The sequence below is a fragment of the Rhodococcus sp. NyZ502 genome (assembly GCF_041464245.1).
GTDB classification, from domain to species: domain Bacteria; phylum Actinomycetota; class Actinomycetes; order Mycobacteriales; family Mycobacteriaceae; genus Rhodococcus_F; species Rhodococcus_F qingshengii.
The window spans coordinates 2,332,137-2,351,112 of sequence record NZ_CP167155.1; the positions used below are offsets into that span (position 1 = coordinate 2,332,137).

At 64.7% G+C, this 18,976-nt stretch carries 15 protein-coding genes; 10 read left to right on the forward strand and 5 right to left on the reverse strand.

The window, feature by feature from the left end; genetic code table 11:
- The first annotated feature begins 36 nt into the window (after window positions 1-36).
- The 6 genes from ACBG85_RS10920 to ACBG85_RS10945 all read left to right on the forward strand — a co-directional run bounded on the left by ACBG85_RS10920 (window position 37) and on the right by ACBG85_RS10945 (window position 6,977).
- A complete protein-coding gene (locus ACBG85_RS10920) occupies window positions 37-1,437 on the forward strand; it encodes a nitrate/nitrite transporter (protein WP_085989607.1) in 1,401 nt (466 codons plus the stop codon).
- A 49-nt stretch (window positions 1,438-1,486) separates the two neighbouring features.
- A complete protein-coding gene (gene nirB / locus ACBG85_RS10925; RefSeq protein WP_372027467.1) occupies window positions 1,487-3,988 on the forward strand; it encodes a nitrite reductase large subunit NirB in 2,502 nt (833 codons plus the stop codon).
- A 90-nt stretch (window positions 3,989-4,078) separates the two neighbouring features.
- On the forward strand, window positions 4,079-4,492 hold the full coding sequence (gene nirD / locus ACBG85_RS10930; protein ID WP_003942316.1) for a nitrite reductase small subunit NirD: 414 nt from the start codon (window positions 4,079-4,081) through the stop codon (window positions 4,490-4,492).
- On the forward strand, window positions 4,489-5,649 hold the full coding sequence (locus ACBG85_RS10935) for a uroporphyrinogen-III synthase (RefSeq protein WP_003942336.1): 1,161 nt from the start codon (window positions 4,489-4,491) through the stop codon (window positions 5,647-5,649). Before nirD ends, ACBG85_RS10935 begins: the two co-directional genes overlap by 4 nt.
- Window positions 5,636-6,385, forward strand: a complete 750-nt coding sequence (locus ACBG85_RS10940) for a sirohydrochlorin chelatase (protein ID WP_336872353.1) — start codon at window positions 5,636-5,638, stop codon at window positions 6,383-6,385. Before ACBG85_RS10935 ends, ACBG85_RS10940 begins: the two co-directional genes overlap by 14 nt.
- A complete protein-coding gene (locus ACBG85_RS10945; protein WP_007731241.1) occupies window positions 6,330-6,977 on the forward strand; it encodes a maleylpyruvate isomerase family mycothiol-dependent enzyme in 648 nt (215 codons plus the stop codon). Before ACBG85_RS10940 ends, ACBG85_RS10945 begins: the two co-directional genes overlap by 56 nt.
- A gap of 35 nt (window positions 6,978-7,012) precedes the next feature.
- Here ACBG85_RS10945 and ACBG85_RS10950 read toward each other — a convergent pair whose 3' ends face one another.
- Complete coding sequence (locus tag ACBG85_RS10950; protein ID WP_003942311.1) at window positions 7,013-7,780, reverse strand: hypothetical protein; 768 nt, start codon at window positions 7,778-7,780, stop codon at window positions 7,013-7,015.
- Between the two features lie 89 nt (window positions 7,781-7,869).
- Here ACBG85_RS10950 and ACBG85_RS10955 point away from each other — a divergent pair, with 89 nt between their 5' ends.
- Both ACBG85_RS10955 and ACBG85_RS10960 read left to right on the forward strand, forming a co-directional pair.
- Window positions 7,870-8,448, forward strand: a complete 579-nt coding sequence (locus tag ACBG85_RS10955) for a hypothetical protein (RefSeq protein WP_042922177.1) — start codon at window positions 7,870-7,872, stop codon at window positions 8,446-8,448.
- Window positions 8,445-8,789: a hypothetical protein gene (locus tag ACBG85_RS10960; protein WP_003942308.1), complete on the forward strand. Its 345-nt coding sequence runs from the start codon at window positions 8,445-8,447 to the stop codon at window positions 8,787-8,789. The genes ACBG85_RS10955 and ACBG85_RS10960 overlap by 4 nt, the downstream gene beginning before the upstream one ends.
- A gap of 5 nt (window positions 8,790-8,794) precedes the next feature.
- On the opposite strand, the gene ACBG85_RS10965 is transcribed toward ACBG85_RS10960, so the two are convergent.
- Genes ACBG85_RS10965 through ACBG85_RS10975 form a run of 3 tightly spaced genes read right to left on the reverse strand, consistent with a single transcriptional unit; the run spans window position 8,795 to window position 11,686 of the window.
- A complete protein-coding gene (locus ACBG85_RS10965) occupies window positions 8,795-10,540 on the reverse strand; it encodes an NTP transferase domain-containing protein (RefSeq protein WP_372027470.1) in 1,746 nt (581 codons plus the stop codon).
- A 50-nt stretch (window positions 10,541-10,590) separates the two neighbouring features.
- Window positions 10,591-10,887 (reverse strand): MGMT family protein, encoded by a 297-nt coding sequence (locus ACBG85_RS10970; RefSeq protein ID WP_003942322.1) that lies wholly within the window; start codon window positions 10,885-10,887, stop codon window positions 10,591-10,593.
- A gap of 10 nt (window positions 10,888-10,897) precedes the next feature.
- Window positions 10,898-11,686 carry an alpha/beta hydrolase gene (locus ACBG85_RS10975; RefSeq protein WP_063316624.1) on the reverse strand — a complete coding sequence of 263 codons (789 nt, stop codon included), beginning with the start codon at window positions 11,684-11,686 and terminating at the stop codon, window positions 10,898-10,900.
- Window positions 11,687-11,738: 52 nt separating this feature from the next.
- Between ACBG85_RS10975 and ACBG85_RS10980 the strand changes: the two genes are divergently transcribed.
- Together ACBG85_RS10980 and ACBG85_RS10985 are read left to right on the forward strand one after the other, a co-directional pair.
- Window positions 11,739-15,101, forward strand: coding sequence for an ATP-dependent helicase (locus ACBG85_RS10980; RefSeq protein ID WP_372027472.1), 3,363 nt, complete (start codon window positions 11,739-11,741; stop codon window positions 15,099-15,101).
- Window positions 15,102-18,494 (forward strand): ATP-dependent helicase, encoded by a 3,393-nt coding sequence (locus tag ACBG85_RS10985; RefSeq protein ID WP_372027474.1) that lies wholly within the window; start codon window positions 15,102-15,104, stop codon window positions 18,492-18,494.
- Here ACBG85_RS10985 and ACBG85_RS10990 read toward each other — a convergent pair.
- On the reverse strand, window positions 18,491-18,892 hold the full coding sequence (locus ACBG85_RS10990; protein ID WP_003942341.1) for a hypothetical protein: 402 nt from the start codon (window positions 18,890-18,892) through the stop codon (window positions 18,491-18,493). The genes ACBG85_RS10985 and ACBG85_RS10990 overlap by 4 nt on opposite strands.
- Window positions 18,893-18,976 lie beyond the last annotated feature (84 nt).

Here is an 18,976-nt window from a genome sequence, read left to right on the forward strand (position 1 = left end):
TTTCTACCTTTGGGTCTCCAACATATTCAGGAGGCCCTGGTGAGTCATTACATCGAGCATTGGGATGCAGAGGACGTCGACGCCTGGGAATCCGGCGGCAAGGACATCGCGAAGCGGAACCTGATCTGGTCAGTGGTAGCCGAACACGTCGGCTTCTCGATCTGGTCGATCTGGTCCGTGATGGTGTTGTTCATGCCGACGGATATCTACGGCATCGACGCGGCCGGAAAGTTCTTCCTCGTCGCAGTGCCCACACTTGTCGGGTCGGTCCTCCGTATTCCCTACACGGTTGCCACCGCACGGTTCGGCGGTCGTAACTGGACCGTCATGAGTGCGCTGTTCCTCTTCGTGCCAACACTTCTCACGCTCTACCTGATGATGAACCCGGGTGCGTCGTACACCACGTTCATGTTGGTAGCGGCCACTGCAGGTATCGGCGGCGGCAACTTCGCGTCGTCGATGACCAACATCAATGCCTTCTACCCGCAACGCCTCAAGGGGTGGGCGCTCGGTCTCAATGCCGGCGGCGGCAACATCGGTGTGCCGATGATTCAGCTGATCGGTCTGCTGGTGATCGCCACCGTCGGTAACCGCGCTCCGTGGATCGTCTGCGCCGTCTATCTCGTGTTCATTGCGGCCGCTGCCGTCGGTGCCGCGCTGTTCATGGACAACCTGGGCAACCAGAAGTCGGACCTGCGCTCGATGGCCAAGGCACTCAAGTTCTCCGAGTCGTGGGTGATCAGCTTCCTGTACATCGGTACGTTCGGTTCCTTCATCGGATTCAGCTTCGCCTTCGGTCAGGTTCTGCAGATCAACTTCCTCGCCGGCGGTGCCACTCCGGCCGCGGCCGCGCTGCATGCAGCACAGATCGCCTTCATCGGCCCTCTCCTCGGTTCGATCGCTCGCCCCCTCGGCGGCAAACTGGCCGACCGGATCGGCGGCGGCAAGATCACGATGTGGACGTTTGTCGCCATGGCATTCGCGGCATCGATACTCGTGACGGCCGGAACGATGGACGACAACACCGCCGGCGTCGCCAGCGCCGGAATCATGGTGACATTCGTTCTCGGATTCATCGCTCTGTTCCTGCTCTCCGGCATCGGAAACGGATCCGTTTACAAGATGATCCCGGCGATCTTCGAGGCGAAGGCTCAGAGCTTCGACCACATGGATCGAAGCGAGAAGGCGACGTGGTCGCGCAGTATCTCCGGCGCTCTCATCGGATTTGCCGGTGCGGTAGGCGGTTTGGGCGGCGTCGGCATCAACCTGGTGCTGCGCGCGTCGTACAGCAGCCCCGCGAAGTCGGCGACCATGGCCTTCTGGGTGTTCCTGGCCTTCTACATCGCCTGCATCGCAGTCACCTGGTTCGTCTTCCTGCGCAAGCCGTCGACGCTGACCACAGACGTCGACGAGGCGAAGGTCGCAGTCACGGCGTGAGCGGTCCGCAGAATCTCAGAACTATCTCGTACCTCAGGAAGTAGGCGTCATGAGCAAGTCGGTTGTTGTCATCGGACACGGAATGGTCGGACACCGATTCGTCGAGGCACTGCGTTCGCGCGACGAAGCGAACAACTGGTCGGTGACCGTACTCTGCGACGAGCAGTACGCAGCGTACGACCGAGTCGGGCTGTCCTCGTACGTCGGAGCGTGGGACCCCAAGGAACTGGCACTGGCCGGCAACGATTACGTCGGCGACAGCCTGGTCGACCTCCGTGTGGGGGAGGGCGCGCTCGCGATCGACAAAGATGCTCGCACGGTCACGACGACAACCGGCGAGACGATCTCCTACGACGCTCTGGTGATGGCGACCGGTTCGTATCCGTTCGTGCCTCCCGTACCGGGGCACGACGGCGACGGATGTTTTGTCTACCGCACCCTCGACGACCTCGACGGTATCCGGGCCGCCGCCGAGAAGGCTGGTCCTGGCGCTGTCGGCGTCGTGGTGGGCGGAGGTTTGCTTGGACTCGAGGCCGCAAATGCTCTCTCGCTCATGGGGATGACGGCACACGTCGTCGAGCACAATGCGCGATTGATGCCGATGCAGGTCGACGAGGGTGGCGGCGCACTGCTCGCTCGCCTCGTCACCGAACTCGGGCTCACTGTCCACACCGGTGTCGGGACGGCGGGAATTTCGCAGGCCGACAACGGAATCGTGGTCGAACTCTCCGACGGCTCCACCATCGACGCCGCGCTGCTCGTCTTCTCCGCCGGAGTACGTCCGCGTGATCAGCTGGCCCGCGACGCCGGGATCGCAGTGGGGGAGCGCGGTGGCATCCTGACCGACCTCGGCTGCGTGACTTCGGACGAGAACGTCTACGCAGTCGGCGAATGTGCTGCGGTGGAAGGCCGTTGCTACGGTCTGGTCGCTCCCGGTTACACGACGGCCGAGATCGTGGCCGATCGTCTGCTCGGCGGCGCCGCGGATTTCCCGGGCGCGGACATGTCCACCAAGCTCAAGCTCATGGGCGTCGACGTCGCCAGTTTCGGTGACGCGATGGCGACCTCACCGGGCGCCCTCGAAGTCGTCCTCAGCGACGCGTCCAAGGGGACGTACGCAAAGCTCGTGGTCTCCGACGACGCGAAGATCCTGCTCGGCGGCATTCTTGTCGGTGACGCATCGGCCTACGCGTCGCTGCGCCCGCTGGTCGGTCGCGAACTACCCGGTGACCCGGCGACATTGATCTCGCCTGCGGGGGAGAAGCCGGGTGCAGGCTCGCTGCCCGACGACGCCGAGGTGTGCTCGTGCAACGCCGTGACGAAGGGAGCCATCTGCGGTGCAATCGCAGCCGGCGCATGCGACATCGCTTCGGTGAAGGCGTGCACCAGCGCCGGAACCACTTGTGGCGGTTGCCTTCCCACCGTGAAGCAGCTGCTGGCCGATTCCGGCGTCGTGGTGTCGAAGGCACTGTGCGAACATTTCGCGCAGTCGCGGGCCGAGTTGTTCCAGATCGTCCAGTCGACGCAGACCAGAACCTTCTCGGCGCTGATCGCCAAGTACGGCAAGGGCGCCGGTTGCGACATCTGCAAGCCCGTAGTCGCTTCGATTCTGGCATCGACGGACTCCGATCACATCCTGCACCGCCAGCAGGCGTCGTTGCAGGACACCAACGATCACTTCCTCGCGAACATCCAGAAGAACGGTACGTACTCCGTGGTACCTCGGATGCCTGGCGGCGAGGTCACGGGTGAGCAACTCATCGTCATCGGAGAAGTGGCGCGAGACTTCGGCTTGTACACGAAGGTGACCGGCGGTCAGCGCATCGACTTGTTCGGTGCCCGCGTCGAACAGTTGCCCGCGATCTGGAAGCGCCTCGTCGACGCCGGGATGGAATCGGGTCAGGCGTACGGCAAGTCCCTCCGGACGGTCAAGAGTTGCGTCGGTTCGAGTTGGTGCCGCTACGGTGTCCAGGATTCGGTGGGTATGGCCGTCGACCTCGAGAATCGCTACCGCGGTCTGCGTTCGCCGCACAAGATCAAGTTCGGCGTCTCGGGTTGCGCCCGTGAATGTGCCGAAGCGCGAGGCAAGGACGTCGGCGTCATCGCGACGGAGAACGGTTGGAATCTGTATGTGGGCGGTAACGGCGGACAGTCGCCCAAACACGCTCAGTTGCTTGCCGGAGGCCTCGACGACGCGACCTTGGTCAAGTACATCGACCGCTACCTCATGTTCTACATCCGTACTGCCGATCGCCTCCAGCGCACGGCGCCGTGGGTCGAATCACTCGAAGGCGGACTCGATCACCTCAAGGCCGTGATTTGTGAAGACAGCCTGGGTATCGGCGAGGAACTCGAGGCACTGATGGCCAAGCACGTCGAGGGTTACCAGGACGAATGGGCCGGTGTGCTGGGTGATCCGGAGAAATTGTCGAGGTTCGTCTCGTTCGTCAACGCACCGGAAGAAGCCGACCCGACGGTTGTGTTCGACGAGACCGGAGTGCGCAAGGTTCCGGTCCTGATGGGCATGCCGAGCATCCCCACGCGCCGGTAATAGTCGCGTAACCCGTGGGAAACACGGGATCCGTAGAAACGTAGACAAGAACCCGCGCGACGTTGTCGCCGGATCGACAGGAGGACTTCGATGAGTGTCATCGATGCGCAGATCGCCAAGCTGGATTCGGATCGACTCGAATGGACGTCGGCCTGCCCGCTGAGCCATCTGATCCCTGGACGCGGAGTTGCCGTGCTTCTTCGCGGCGGCGAGCAGGTGGCGCTGTTCCTACTCGAGGACGGCACACTCCGGGCTGTCAGCAACTTCGATCCGTACGGCCGCGCCGCGGTGATGTCTCGCGGACTCGTCGGCGACCGGGACGGTGAGCCGATCGTGGTCTCGCCACTGCTCAAGCAGGCGTTCTCGCTGGTCGACGGCCGGGCGCTGGACGACTCGTCGGTTGCGCTGCCGGTGTACGGCGTTCGCGTGTGGGCTGGAGTCGTTCAGGTACACAGCTTGCAGATGCAGGGTGTTCGCTCGACTGTCGCCGATGCAGTCTCGTGAGTGACGACATGCCGTTGGCTGGATTCACGGTAGGTATCACTGCTTCGCGCCGCGCCGAGGAGTTCGCGACCTTGCTGACTCGTCGGGGAGCGGATGTCGTTCACGCTCCGGCGATTCGAATCATTCCGTTGGCCGACGACCGTGAGCTCGAAAGGGTGACACAGCAGATCATCTCGGATCCTCCCGAGGTGGTTGTCGCCACCACCGGGATCGGATTCCGGGGTTGGCTGGAAGCAGCCGACGGGTGGGGTGAGGCGGAAAATCTCGGATCCGCGTTGGGCTCGGCTCGTCTGCTCGCGCGAGGACCGAAGGCCAAGGGAGCAATCCGCGCGGCCGACCTTCGTGAGGAGTGGTCACCGGCATCCGAGTCTTCCGCCGAGGTGCTCGAACATCTTCTGGCAGAAGGTGTCTCGGGAAAGCGGATCGCCGTTCAACTGCATGGTGCGACCACCGAGTGGGAGCCGATTCCCGACTTCTGTCAGGTGTTGCGCGAGGCCGGCGCCGAGGTCATCGCGGTGCCCGTCTATCGATGGGAACCGCCGGAGGATCCGACGCTGCTCGACCGGATGATCGACGCCATAGCGTCAGCCGGAATCGACGCCGTCAGTTTCACCAGTGCACCGGCCGTAGCCTCGATGTTGATGCGCGCCGACAAGACCGGGGATCTCGGAGACATTCTCGACGCGATGCGGGGTCCGGTGGCGGCCATGTGCGTCGGCCCGGTCACCTCGGCGCCGCTCGAAGCGTTGAATGTACCGACCACAGCCCCGGCGCGGGCACGTCTGGGCGCGCTCGCGCGACACATCGTCGACGAACTCCCGCAGCGAGCCAACAAGATTCAAGCCGGCGAACACGAAATCAGCATTCGCGGCGGTTGCGTAGTCGTGGACGGTGAAGTGAAGCAATTGCCGCCGGCTGCGATGTCGTTGATCCGCACTCTCGGTGCGAGTCCCGGTCGAGTCGTCTCCCGCGACGAACTGCTGGCTTCTCTTCCCGGAGGCGGCGGCGACACCCACGCCGTCGAGACCGCCGTCGCCCGATTGCGCGCGTGCCTCGGCGCGCCCAAAGCCGTTCAGACGGTGGTCAAGCGGGGCTATCGACTTGCCCTCGACCCCGGCGACTACGTACAGAATCCAGGTGACTATGCAACGCGATGACGATGTCCTCGTCCTGGTAGCTCATGGCACGCGTAGTGCACGTGGCGTGGAAATGGTTGCCGCACTGGCCGACGCCGTCGGCACGCGCGTCGGACGCACGCGCGTTGCCTTTGTCGATGTGCTCGGTCCGTCACCTTCGGAAGTCCTCCGGGACACTCCGGGGCGAGCGATTCTCGTACCGGCGTTCCTGGCGTCCGGCTACCACGTTCACACCGATGTTCGACGCGAAGTGACGCTCAGTGAGCACTCGGCTGTGAGTGTGACGCCCGCACTCGGACCCGATCCGGCGCTTGCGCGCGTGCTGCTCCGACGCTTGACCGAGGCGGGGTGGAATCCGGGTGACGCGATAGTGCTTGCTGCCGCCGGGTCCTCCGATGCGCGGGCGCTGCGAGACGTCGAGCGTGCTGCGCTGATGCTTGCCGAAGCGGCGGGGACTCGTGTCGACATCGGGTACATCGCGACCGGGGAGCCGAAGGTAGCCGATGTTGTTGCAGCAGCACGCGTTCGCGGCGCGAAGCGAGTTTTTGTCGCCTCGTACCTCCTCGCGCACGGGCTGTTCCACGAAAGGTTGCACGCTGCAGGAGCCGATGGTGTGACCGAACCGCTCGGCGTCGATCCGGGAGTGGTGGACCTTGTCGTGAATCGGTATGAGAGTGCGCGAAGGGAACTAGTATCGCTGCATGACGTCTCACTCCGTAACGCCGACGTATGCCGACCTGGTCGCAGCAGTTCGTGAATCCGACGTCAAGGCACAGGCTCTCATCGGTGCACTGACCGAAGAGCAGGCGCGGGAGCCCTCCGGGCTCCCCGGGTGGAGTCGGGGACACGTCGTGACGCACATGTCGCGCAACGCCGACGCGCTGGGCAGATTTGTTGCCGGCGTGCAGGGCGGCGAATCGGGGGAGATGTATCCAGGGGGGCCGGATGCGCGCAATGCTGCAATCGAAGAGGGCGCAGATCGCCCGGCTGAATTGTTGGCCCTCGACTACCGCTTCTCGGGAACGAGGCTGGTCGACGCGTTGTGCGAGATCCCGACAGATCGACTGGACACACCGGTGCCGTGGCGCAAACCTGTGACGGCATTCGATCTACCGATCCTGCGCTGGAACGAGATCGAGATTCACCTGATGGACCTCGACATCGGTTACACCTGCCACGACTGGCCTGCCGAGTTCGTGGAATTCACTCTCGCCAGTCAGTTGGGCGCACTCGAGACGGCGGTCCCGGGTGTACGAGTGCCGTCACTGTCCGACGCGGAGACCTTGGCCTGGTTGGTCGGGAGGCCGACGAGGGTGGGGCTGCCGACTCTCCCTGCCTGGCCGTTCTGAGATGCAGCCGTTCTGAGATGCAGCCGTTCTGAGAGTTAGAACAGGGTGGGGGCGCTCACGTCGTTGCGTGCTTGGGCCAATCGCGCACTCCACCTTTTCACCAACCACATCTCGACGATCTCGGGTTGGGTGCCGGCGGCATAGGCCCAGCTGTCGAGAAGTTCGCAGTACCGGCGGTAGCGACGCGTCGTGAAGCCGGTGACGGAAGGATCCTCGAGCCAGCCCTCGTGGATGAGCGTCGAGACTCCGTACTGGTCGATCATCTGAGCGCGTCGGCCTTCGTCCTGTACGCCCACTGCCCACATGAAAGCGGCCATCAGCGATACCCCGACACCGGGGGTGAGTGGCCACCCGGACCAGGTGTCGCGCCGGACGACGGGCATCGACTTGTTTTTCGAGCAGTGATCGAGAATGGCTGTGATCTGGGTCAGCGGATCCTCGTCCTCGCGGTGATGGGGATTGAAGACGTTGGGGAACCGCCGTGTGAACCGTCGGCTCTCGTGCGAGCCCTGCCAGGCCGCGCAGAGAAACAGTAGTCCGAGGCCGTCGTGCTGGGCGACAACGAGATCGCTCGACGGGCGAAGGTCGTTGCGTTGAACGATGGCTCGGCCTTCGGTGATCACTTTGCCGTCGAGATCACGCCCGCGCAGGCTGATGGTGTGGCCGGCGTCCTTCAGGTGGGCGTTCCACCAATCCAGGTCGACGGTGGCTTCGTCGTCGAGGACGTGCAGTGGAAAGGTGCGGGAGCGGCACCACTCGACCAATGCGTCCGGCGGTTCGAATCCTTCGTCGACACGATTCATGGCGCGATGATCCCACGAGTCGCCGACAGTAATTCGTGCGACGCGCAGTCCACCGGGATGGAACCGGACACTCGCGGTACGCTCCGCTCATGAAATTCGCGTCCTCGCAGGTGCGGTCGGCGCTGTGGACGGTAGCCATCGCTTTGGCGGCCACGAGTCTGAGCGGATGTATCGGTGCCGTCGATCGGATGGATTTCGACAATCAGATGCGCGAACGTGGCGGTGGGATGACGTCGGAGTTGGTGCGAGGCGGGTTCGACAGCCTCGCACATAGATACGGCGTCGACGCGGTATCGGTGACCAGCATCGACATCAGCCCGATCGAGACGCTCGGAGTCACCGTTCGAGACCCCGGGAAGCCGACCCAGCTCGACAGATTCTCTTTCGACGGAGTCATTCTCGGCGAGCCGAGCCCCGTGCAAGTCAGTGTCACCGACGATCTCGATGCACGATCGTTCACGCTGGATCAAGTGCCGGCATTGACGAACCTCGAGAAGTTGGTCGACGACGCGCTGGAGAACAGCGGTGTCGACGACGGCGAAGTCACCGGGATCTCGGTCAGTCGCACCGAGGCGATTCGCGCATCCGTGATGGTGGAATCTCCACGCTCGCGGGCGCTGGTGGTCTTCGAGCCTGACGGAACTCCCTTCCTGGTGCACCCGCTGTGAGCCGCCGTATCGCTCCGTTGCTGATCTCCGTAGTGGTGATCGTGGTCGTGGGAATCTTTGCTGCACTACTGTCTTCGGTGATCTGGCCAGGACAGGTCGCTCATTTGGCGCCGATTTTCTGTGAAGCTCCCACATCGAGCGCGATGGTCGTCTCGGATACCTTTTCCGACGGCGACGGTACGTCCACCAATTTCACGCTGTACTGCGTCGGACCGCGCGGTCAGACCGTTGATGCCGGGTGGCTGCTGCCGTTCTTGGTGCTGTGGGGCGTGTATTCGCTGGTGCTTGCGACAGTGGTCGGCGTGGTCGGGGTCAACCGGCGTAGGCGCCCAAACGACTGACCCGATCAGCGTGGGAGGACAACCACTTCGGCGACGGCATCGTCTTCCGCGTGTGGCGGAACGAGTGCAAACGCGGAGCGCCCGATCAACCCCGCCAGGTGTGCGGTACGTACAGACGGTTCGGCGCGCCAGCGACCGTCGGCGGATTGTGTGACCGGCAGTAGGCGTACCGCATCGGAAGTCACCGCAGCGGCGTTCTCGATGATGCCGAGCAGTCGCGGTGGTGTGTCGCTTCCCGTCAAGGCGGCCACGACGGTGGGCAGCATCGTCAACAGGGTGGTCACTGCGGCGTACGGGTTGCCGGGGAGGCCGAGAACCACCCGACCACTGGGCAGGACAGCCGTTATCTGAGATCCGCCCGGGCGCGAGGCGACTCGCCCGACAATCGTGCGAGCGCCGAGTCGATCGAGCGCACTGCGCATTTCGTCGGCAGCGCCGCCGCCCGTGGCACCAATGACAACAAGCAGGTCCTGTTCAGTCGCATCCGCCAGTACACGCTCGAAACTGTCGGCCGTGTCCCTCAGGTGCGAATCCGCCACGCACCGTACGCCGTTGCTTTCCAGTAGGTAGGGGAGAATCCCACCGACGGAGTCGCGGGTCTGACCTTCACGCAGTGGACCGGTCCGCCGGATCTCGTCGCCGGTGACTATCACGCGTGCCCGTACCGGACCACGGACGAGGGCGTCGAACACTTCACCGCTGGCAGCTGCGGAGACCACCGCCGGAGTCACCGCGGTACCAGTCGGGGCGATCGTGAATCCGGTGGTCCAATCTTCCCCTCGTGGTCGAGCGTCGTTGCGGTGCGGCGCATCCGGCAGTCTCCGTACCATCCGAGATGGCTCGTCGACGGACAGATGCTCGTCACGAATCACCGAGGTGGCGCCGAGGGGCAGGTGTGCTCCCGTGGCAATGCGAATCGCTTCGCCTTCACCGAGTTCGAGTTGCCCGTCGGCGCCCGCGATACGGATCTCGGTGCGGATTCGCCAGGGACCCTCGCCGGAGACGGCGTACCCGTCCATCGCCGAGACATCAGATCGAGGAAGATCACCCAGGGCGACGAGAGGCTGCGCGAGCGTTGCTCCGAGACTGTCGGCGAGGGCGGCCCGGTGTGGTGACAATGCTGTCAGTGAGTTCCTGACGGCGGCGCGGGCTTGCTCGATCGTCAGGCGCGGATGGTTTCGCGCGCGGTCGATGTCCGCCGGTGTGTCGCAGTCAGTGGTGCCAGTGACACGCAGCGTCGAGAACGGTTCGGTGACAATCGCTTTCATAGGTTGATTCTCCAACCCCGAACTCTCCCGCAATGTGGACAGGCGTTGCCGGAGCTCGCGAAATGTCCACGCGGAGAGCAGGAATTGGGTTCGGTTGTTATCGTCCACGGCACACGTCACCGGACTGTCCGTCGACGTGGCAGCTATCAAAGCGTCAACTGATACGGCCTCGATGTGCGGCAGATCGGACGCCAGGACCACCACCACGGCGTCGTCGGGTAACCGGGTCGCAGACAATCCGGCCCAGATCGCCTCGACAGGGCCGGCTCCGGCCGGAGTTTCCTGAGTTTGAGTGATGCCAGGATCAAGTTCAGGGCGATGTGGACCGACCACGACGACGGCGTCCAGATGCGCCGTCGCTGAAAGCGCGATGTCGAGGAGCCTGCGGCCGTGAACGAGCAGGCCGGGTTTGTCGACACCACCCATTCGGGTCGCGCGACCACCCGCCAGAATGAGGGCGGCGGTCGGCGGCGTGACGGTCATACCTCCATGCTGCCCCATCGCCCGCGTCACGACGACCGGTGACACGTGAATCAGAAGTGATACCGAGCTTTCTTCAGGTCGATCCGACCGTCCTTGATCGGCACGCCTTCGAGTTCGAGCTTGGCGATCTGACGATGAGCCAGGTGCGCCGACGGTTTGCCGGAGGCGCCGAGAACCCGATGCCACGGCAGGTCGGCAGAGTCCGTTCGCATGATCCAACCGACCGTGCGAGCACTGGAAAGTCCTGCAGCATCAGCGATATCGCCGTACGTCGCCACGAAACCGGCCGGAATCGACGCGATGAGGCGCCGTACCTCTTCGATCTGCTCTTCGGTGGTGGCTGCCATGTCTGTTCCTTCAGAGCATGCTGCGAACGAGGGCGGCGACTTCGTCGGCCCGTACGTGCGGGACCATGTGGTCACAGTCGAATTCGACACCGGTCAGATTTTCACCGAGGTGCTCGGTGAGTGCTGCCCGGAGCTCGGCGGTGACGTACGGCGGTTGGACCTTCATCGCCTGAACCAGCACGGTGGGCATCGACGACGGAGGCAGCACGATCGGGCGAGCGAGTTCGCCCCACCCGGTCACGATCGCGGGCGTGGACAGGCGCCAGTTGACGCGTCCGTTGCCCAGTTCGATCAGGTGTTCAGCCATCTCGACGTCGAGGTCCTGGGTGGGAACCTCACCCCACGAGCCGTGAATCTTCTCGGAGTATGCCTCTGCCGCATCGGTGTAATCCGGTGAGCCGATTGTGAGTTCGGCCACTTCCTGCATGAAAGTCGGATCCAACCCGATCGCCGGGTCGAGCAGGACGAGCCCACGAACGCGTTCCGGTGCGGTGGCCGCGAGGTGCAGCGCCAGCATTCCGCCGAAAGAATGCGCGACGATCACCACCGGTCCGGTGGCATGTTCGTCGAGCGTCTCCAGCAGGCTCGCCACGTGGGATTCGATGTTCCACGGAGGAGCCCAGGTGGAACGCCCGTGACCACGTAGATCCGGCGAGATCCAGCGCGCTTCGGGCAGTTGGTTCTCGGCCATCGACTGCCAACGTCGGCCGTGACCGGTCAGACCGTGCAGCGAAAGGATCTCCGGTGCCCCGACGGGTCCGTAGAGATACGTATGGAGTGCAGACACGAGGTCAATCATGCCGGAAGCAGGCGATGTGTGAGTTGTCGGTGCGCTCTGGTGGAATGCCTGGGTGAGTGAGACGGCAACACGCAGCAAGGTCACCATCCCGCGGGCGCGGTTGGTGCACCGAACTGCGCCGTCTCCGATACCCCGAACATGGGACGAAGGGACGGCCCGGCTGTTCGCGCCGCCGTCCGAGGATCCTTTCCAACTCGCGTTCGGCCCTGTTTCATTCGGCTCGGGGGCCGCCTGGAGTCCCTGGCAGGTACTCGGCAGCCCCGGAACGGGCAAGACGTCCCTTCTCGTGGATCTGGCAGTGCAGAAGATCTCCGGTGGCGAAGATCCTGAATCGGTCCTGGTGCTCACCCAGTCGCGCCGGGCAGCGACGCAGGTCCGCGAGCAGATCACGGCCGGGTTGCTCGGGTACGAACAAGAACGCGGACCGCAGGCAACTCGTGAGCCGTTGGTCCGCACCGTTCACTCGTACGCCTTTGCCGTACTCCGGCTTCAAGCCGCAGCGCACGGCAACGCGCCGCCACGCCTGATCACCGGCGCCGAGCAGGACTCGGTGCTCCGAGAGATGTTGCGCGGCGACATCGAAGACGGTGCGCTCCGGTGGCCGGAGCGCCTGCGACCCGCATTGGGTTTGAACGGCTTTGCCGTCGAACTTCGAGATCTGATGCTGCGAGCGAACGAGCGCGGACTCGGTCCCGAAGATCTGGTCAAGCTCGGCAAGAAGCGTGGCCGTCCGGAGTGGGTGGCGGCCGGGCGGTTCGCCGAGGCCTACGAGCAAGGCGTGCTGCTACGCGGCAGTGTCGGTGTCGAGGCTCCGGAGGCGACGGCGCCGGCACTCGACGCGGCCGAGTTGATCGGTGCGGCATTGACCGCGTTCGCCACCGATCCCGAATTGCTTCGCTCCGAGCGCGCTCGGATCCGGCACCTACTCGTCGACGACGCACAACATCTGGATCCGCAGGCGGCGCAGCTGGTTCGGCTGATCGGAACCGCAACTGCGGGCACGGTCATCGCCGGTGATCCCGATCAGTCGGTCTTCGGGTTCCGCGGTGCGGATTCGGCGTTCCTACTCGGACTCGCCGAGCGCGGAGACGAGCGCCAGATCGTCCTGCCCACCACGTTTCGCAACAACGCCGACGTCGCGTCGATCGCGGCCAAGATCGCTGCGCGGCTGCCCGGCAACCTTGCTCATCGCATCGCGGTTCCATCCGATCTCACCGATGAGGACCCGGGGCGGGCGTCGGTGCGGGTTCTCGGTACGACGGCCAAAGAAGCGGCAGTCGTCGCAGATACCTTGCGCCGGGCGCATCTGCTGGACGGGATTGCTTGGTCCGAGATGGCCGTCATCGTGCGGTCGGTGCCGCGTACTCTCGCCCCTCTCCGGCGAGCCCTGCTCGCGGCCGGGGTACCCGTCACGACCGCTGCCACCGAATTGCCGCTGGCCAGGCAACACGGAGTGTCCGGCCTGCTGCTGGTCCTTCGGGCGCTCGGCGGCGATCAGTTCACCGGCGACGACGCGCTTGCCCTGATAGCCGGTCCCATCGGCGGCGCCGAGCCGGTCACCCTGCGCCGGTTGCGTCGTGGCCTGCGCCGGGTCGAGTTGGCATCGGGAAGTGATCGGGACTCCTCGGAGTTGTTGCGGCTCATTCTGATCGACGAGGATCGTGCGCAGTCCAAGCGCCTCATGGGCAAGTTGACAGACGTCGAAGCTGCGGCACTCAATCGCGTGCTGTCGGTCCTTCGCAAGGCCCGAGTGCCTCTCGAGCGAGGTCTCGGGGTCGAAGAAGTTCTGTGGGCAGCATGGCAGGCGACGGGGCTGGAACGACGCTGGGCGGCTGCGTCGGCGCGCGGCGGACCTATCGGCTCACAGGCCGATCGAGACCTCGACGCAGTCGTCGCACTTTTCGACGCGGCCGCCAACTACGTCGACCGGTTGCCGCGTTCGCAACTCGCCGGTTTCGTCGACTACTTGACCAGCCAGGAGATACCGACCGACTCGCGGAGCCGGTCGGTCATCACTCCCGACGCCGTCACCGTGGTCAGCGCTCACGCCGCGGCGGGTCGCGAATGGGCGGTCGTGGCGGTGGCGGGTGTGCAGGAGGGGCTCTGGCCGAGTTTGCGGGCACGCGGATCGCTACTGCGTACCGAAGCGCTGATCGACCTGGTCAACGGAGTCTCCGACGGCAGTGACTCGGCTGCCGAACGACTCTCGCGAACCGCACCGCTTCTGGCCGAAGAACGCAGGTTGTTCCTGGTTGCCTGTAGCCGTGCTCGTCGCCGTCTGCTGATCACCGCAGTCGAATCGGCTTCGGGGGACACCGACTTGGTGCCTTCGCGGTTCGTGGACGAATTGATCCGTGGTGACGCGTACTCGGACGATCCGTCCTCCGATCTCGACGTCGTTGCACCCGAGACCGGGGATACCCGGGTTCTGTCGCTGCCTGCACTGGTCGCACAGCTTCGCAGCGTCGTGTGTGATCCCGACATCGCGCATTTCGACGCCGAGAAGCATTCCCGGGCCGCTCGCCAGTTGGCACGTCTGGCTGCTGCCGGGGTACGCGGCGCGCACCCGGATCAGTGGTACGGCACAGCCGAGCCGAGTACCGCTGCTCCCATGTGGCAGCCCGAGGACGGACCGGTTTCACTATCGCCGTCCACCATCGAGCTTCTCGAAACATGCCCTCTCCGATGGGTGTTCGAGCGTCATGGCGGCAGCGACGGAGACAACACTCATGCGATCGCCGGTACGCTGGTCCATACCTTGGTGCAGGCATTGGCCGGCCGGATTCCACCGGATCAGGTCGAGAAGGCACTCGAAAATGCCTGGGAATCCATCGATCTGGGATCGCAGTGGTACTCGCGCCGCGAACTCAATCGAACTCGGGAGATGCTGGCGACGTTCACCGCCTGGATGAACGCAACTCGCGGTGAACTGACCGAAGTCGGCGTCGAGGTCGCGGTCGAGGGGGTCCTCGAACCACGTGAGGAGGGAGCGCCTGCGGTCAAGCTTCGTGGCCGGATCGACCGGCTCGAGCGCGACACCGAAGGCCGTCCGGTGGTTGTCGACGTCAAGACTGCGCGAAACCCTGTCAGCAACGAGGCCGCGCAATCTCACGCGCAGTTGGCGGCGTACCAGGTCGCAGCGGCCGAAGGTGCGATTGCCGGCGAACCGGCCACACAACCCGGCGGTGCACGCCTGGTATTCGTGGCCAAGTCCAACAAGAAAGACGGTGCGGCGCAGCGAGTTCAGCCGCCGCTGACGGCCGAAGCCGTCGAGATGTGGCGAGACGTCATCCATAACGCAGCGGCAGCGACCCAAGGGCCGCAGTATCTGGCCAGGGTCAACGACGGATGTAGACATTGCCCGGTGCGCTCGAGTTGCCCGGCACACGACGAGGGACGACAGGTGAGTAACTAAGTGGCTGCCGCGACGCAGAAGGCACGCCGACCGAAGATCGATCCTGTCGACCTGGCGGTCGCGCTCGGTCAACACCCGCCGACGCCGGAACAGGCGGCAGTCATCGCCGCACCGCTCGGTCCGACATTGGTCGTCGCCGGTGCCGGTGCCGGTAAGACCGAGACGATGGCTGCTCGCGTCGTGTGGCTGGTGGCCAACGGCTTCGTCGATCCCGAGGCCGTTCTCGGATTGACCTTCACGCGCAAAGCGGCACAACAGCTCACGTCGCGAATCCGCAAGCGCTTGGCGCGACTGGCGGGTTCGGACGTTTTGCGGGCACTCGACCCGACCGGCGGAGTGCGTTCCCGGATTCTGGCCGGGGAACCCGAAGTCAGTACCTACCATGCTTACGCGGGACGGTTGCTGTCCGAGCACGGACTGCTGTTGCCGATCGAACCCTCGGCGACGCTGTTGTCCGAGACCGAACTGTGGCAGGTTGCGCACCGCGTCGTGAGCGGCTGGGACAGTGATCTGGACACCGACAAGAATCCGGGGTCCATCACCGAAACCGTTCTGGCCCTTGCCGGTCAGTTGGCGGAGCACCTGGTCGACCCCGAGCAGTTGCTCGAGGCTCACACCGAGTTGGACAAGCTGATTCATACTCTGCCCGCCGGTCCGAAACAGCGGGGTGGGCCGAGCAAAGAGCTGTTGAATTACCTTGATGTGCAACACAAACGCATCGAGCTACTGCCCCTCGTTGCCCGGCTGGGTGAGACGCTGCGGCGTGAAGGCGCATTGGATTTCGGCAGCCAGATGTCGCTGTCGGCCCGTGTCGCCTCCGAACATCCCGAGGTCGGGCAAACCGAGCGTGAGCGCTTTCGGGTAGTTCTTCTCGACGAGTACCAGGACACCGGTCACGCTCAGCGAGTGTTGTTGTCCTCGTTGTTCGGTGGGGGAGCCGACGGCCGGTTGGCGCTGACAGCCGTCGGCGATCCGATGCAGTCGATCTACGGTTGGCGAGGCGCGTCGGCGGCCAACCTGCCACGGTTTGCAACCGACTTCCCGCTTGCCAACGGAAAGCCGGCTCCGACACTCGAACTGCTCACCAGTTGGCGTAACCCGCCGGAGGCTCTCGAATTGGCAAACCTGTCGTCCGCACCGTTGCGCCGACGCGGTGTGGCCGTCAGCACACTTCGTGCGCGGCCGGGAGCCGTCGCCGGAGACGTTCGACTGGCGCTGCTGGGAGACGTCGAACAGGAACGTCAGTGGGTTGCGGAGAAGATCGCCGAAGAGTACGAGGCGGCACGTGCCGAAGACCGCCCGACGCCCACGGCAGCGGTGTTGATCCGCCGCAACGCCGATGCTGCCCCGCTGGCCGAGGCTTTGCGGTCCAAGGGTCTGCCAGTCGAAGTGGTCGGACTCGGTGGGCTCCTGCACACACCCGAGGTGGCGGACGTGATCGCCATGCTCCGAGTGGTCGCCGATCCGCTGGCGGGTAGCGCCGCCGTTCGGCTGCTCACCGGAGCGAGATGGCAGATCGGCGCGAAGGACCTCGCCGCACTCTCGCAACGCTCTCGCGAACTTGCCATCTCCGCCGGATACGGAACAGCGGGTGCGGTCACCGACGCCGAGGCGCTCACCTCGGCAGTTCAGGACGCGCTGCCGGGGGAGAACGCCGAGCAAGCAGGATTGGTCGATTCGATCTCCGATCCAGGCCCGGCAGAACGCTATTCAGCTCTCGGGTACACACGCATCAACGCGATAGCGGCAGAATTGGCGTCGTTGCGCGAACGTATCGGCCAGCCGCTCACCGAACTGGTGGCGGAGGTCGAGCGGGTGCTCGGTATCGGAATCGAGGCAGGCGCGCGAACCCGAGTCGGTGTCGTCGGGACCGCGGGCCGCGAGCATCTCGACGCATTTGCCGACGTCGTCGCCAATTACGCGACGCGTCCAACAGCCAATCTGCCCGGGATGCTCGCATTCTTCGCGGCCGCCGAACAGATCGAAAAGGGCCTCACTCCGGGCGAAGTGGAGGTGGCGCCGGATCGCGTGCAGATCTTGACCGTGCACTCGGCGAAGGGGCTCGAATGGGAAGTAGTGGCGATCCCGCATGTCAGCGACGGGGTGTTCCCCTCGTCCACCGCGTCCGGATCGTGGCTCGGGGCGCTCGCCGAACTGCCACCGTCGTTGCGTGGTGACCGGGCGGTCGACGCGGATTCGGCCGACGGAGTTCCGGTGCTCGACCTCGAGGAGCTGTACAACCGCAAGGACCTCGAGAACGCGATCACGGCGCACAAGAAGGCCTTGTCCAACCGTCGACTGGACGAGGACCGGCGACTGTTCTACGTCGCGCTGACCAGAACCGAACGGGCGCTGTTCATCTCGGCGCATCACTGGGCGGAATCCGGTTCGGAACCGAAGGGGCCTTCGGAGTTCCTGGACGAGCTGCATCAGATGGTCACGGCCGAAAACGATGCCGGTGAAGAAGACTCACGCGGTGCGATCGGCGTCGTGGAGGAATGGGCGCCTGCACCGGAACCCGACACCGAGAACCCGTTGGCCTCCACACCCCGTACGGCGCAGTGGCCGCCCGACCCGCTGGGTGCGCGTCGCGGCGCGGTCGAGGCCGGAGCCGCGAGCGTCCTGTCCGCACTTGCATCGCTGCCGCAAGACAGCAAAGAGACGGAAGAACCGGAGGACGATCCGGAGAACTGGGCCTCGGACGTCGACGTTCTCCTGGCCGAGCGCGAAGCCCGGGCAAACGCGCGTGCCGAAGTGATTCTCCCGGCGCAGCTTTCGGTGACTCAGCTCGTCGACCTCAAGGCAGATCCGGATGAACTCGCGGCACGGCTGCGTAGACCACTGCCGTACCCACCGAACCCGCTCGCTCGGCGCGGCACGGCTTTTCACGCCTGGATCGAGCGAAGGTTCGGTGCGACCCGACTGTTGGATCTCGACGAACTACCCGGCGCCGCGGATACCGGCGCGGGTCCCGAGACCGATCTGGTGAAACTTCAGGATGCGTTCCTGCGGTCCCCGTGGGCCAATCGCAGCCCGATCGAAGTGGAAGTTCCTTTCGAAACATCCATTGCCGGAACGGTTCTGCGGGGTCGCATCGACGCTGTGTTCGCCGATCCCGACGGCGGATGGACGGTGATCGACTGGAAGACCGGTGCCGAACCGTCGGCCGCCAACGAGGACGCTGTTGTGATGCAGTTGGCCGCGTATCGGGTGGCCTGGGCCGAATTGATGTCAGCCAGAGCCCGTTCGGCGGGGCGCAACGAACAGTTTCCGGCCGACAAGGTCCGGGCGGCGTTTCACTACGTTCGATCGGGTCGCACCATCGCACCCGAGAACCTGCCGGACGGTGGGGCTCTCGCTCGCCTCATCCGAACGGCAGGCGCGCAAGATTAGCTTGCGTTTCGACGAGCCTTGAGTGCTTCGGTCACCAGCGGAACCTGCAGGGGAAGACGTGCGATCGAACCGATCTTCTGCGGTGTGGACGTCTTCGGGCTTCGGCACCAGTCGATCGCCATCTGGATGTTGGCGGGGAACACGGCGACAAAGAGCGCGGCGGCAAGGCCCGCGCCGAGCTTGCGGGTCTTCGGCACGGCCAAGGCAGCGCCGATCGCCAGTTCCGCGACGCCGGACACCTGGGTGTAGGTGCGGGCCTGTCCGGGAAGCTGGCGGGGAACGGTGCTGTCGAAGAAGGAAGGCGCCACGAAATGCATGGTGCCGGCGCCGAGAAGGAGGGCCGACAAACGAAGAGCGGCCGCTTGGCTGGGAGTGGACGTCGAACCGGTGAAAGGCATTTGCCCAGCCTGCCTCACGGTGGACCTTCTTGCCACTACCGGCGCCACGACCCGCGCGCTATTCGGCGCCCGAGTTCCGAAGTC

Coding starts and splice junctions, on each gene's coding strand:
- nirB (WP_372027467.1), top strand. CDS start 1,487: ATGAGCAAGTCGGTTGTTGTCATCGGACACGGAATGGTCGGACACCGA.
- nirD (WP_003942316.1), top strand. CDS start 4,079: ATGAGTGTCATCGATGCGCAGATCGCCAAGCTGGATTCGGATCGACTC.
- ACBG85_RS10940 (WP_336872353.1), top strand. CDS start 5,636: ATGCAACGCGATGACGATGTCCTCGTCCTGGTAGCTCATGGCACGCGT.
- ACBG85_RS10945 (WP_007731241.1), top strand. CDS start 6,330: ATGACGTCTCACTCCGTAACGCCGACGTATGCCGACCTGGTCGCAGCA.
- ACBG85_RS10950 (WP_003942311.1), bottom strand. CDS start 7,780: ATGAATCGTGTCGACGAAGGATTCGAACCGCCGGACGCATTGGTCGAG.
- ACBG85_RS10955 (WP_042922177.1), top strand. CDS start 7,870: ATGAAATTCGCGTCCTCGCAGGTGCGGTCGGCGCTGTGGACGGTAGCC.
- ACBG85_RS10965 (WP_372027470.1), bottom strand. CDS start 10,540: ATGACCGTCACGCCGCCGACCGCCGCCCTCATTCTGGCGGGTGGTCGC.
- ACBG85_RS10970 (WP_003942322.1), bottom strand. CDS start 10,887: ATGGCAGCCACCACCGAAGAGCAGATCGAAGAGGTACGGCGCCTCATC.
- ACBG85_RS10975 (WP_063316624.1), bottom strand. CDS start 11,686: ATGATTGACCTCGTGTCTGCACTCCATACGTATCTCTACGGACCCGTC.
- ACBG85_RS10990 (WP_003942341.1), bottom strand. CDS start 18,892: ATGCCTTTCACCGGTTCGACGTCCACTCCCAGCCAAGCGGCCGCTCTT.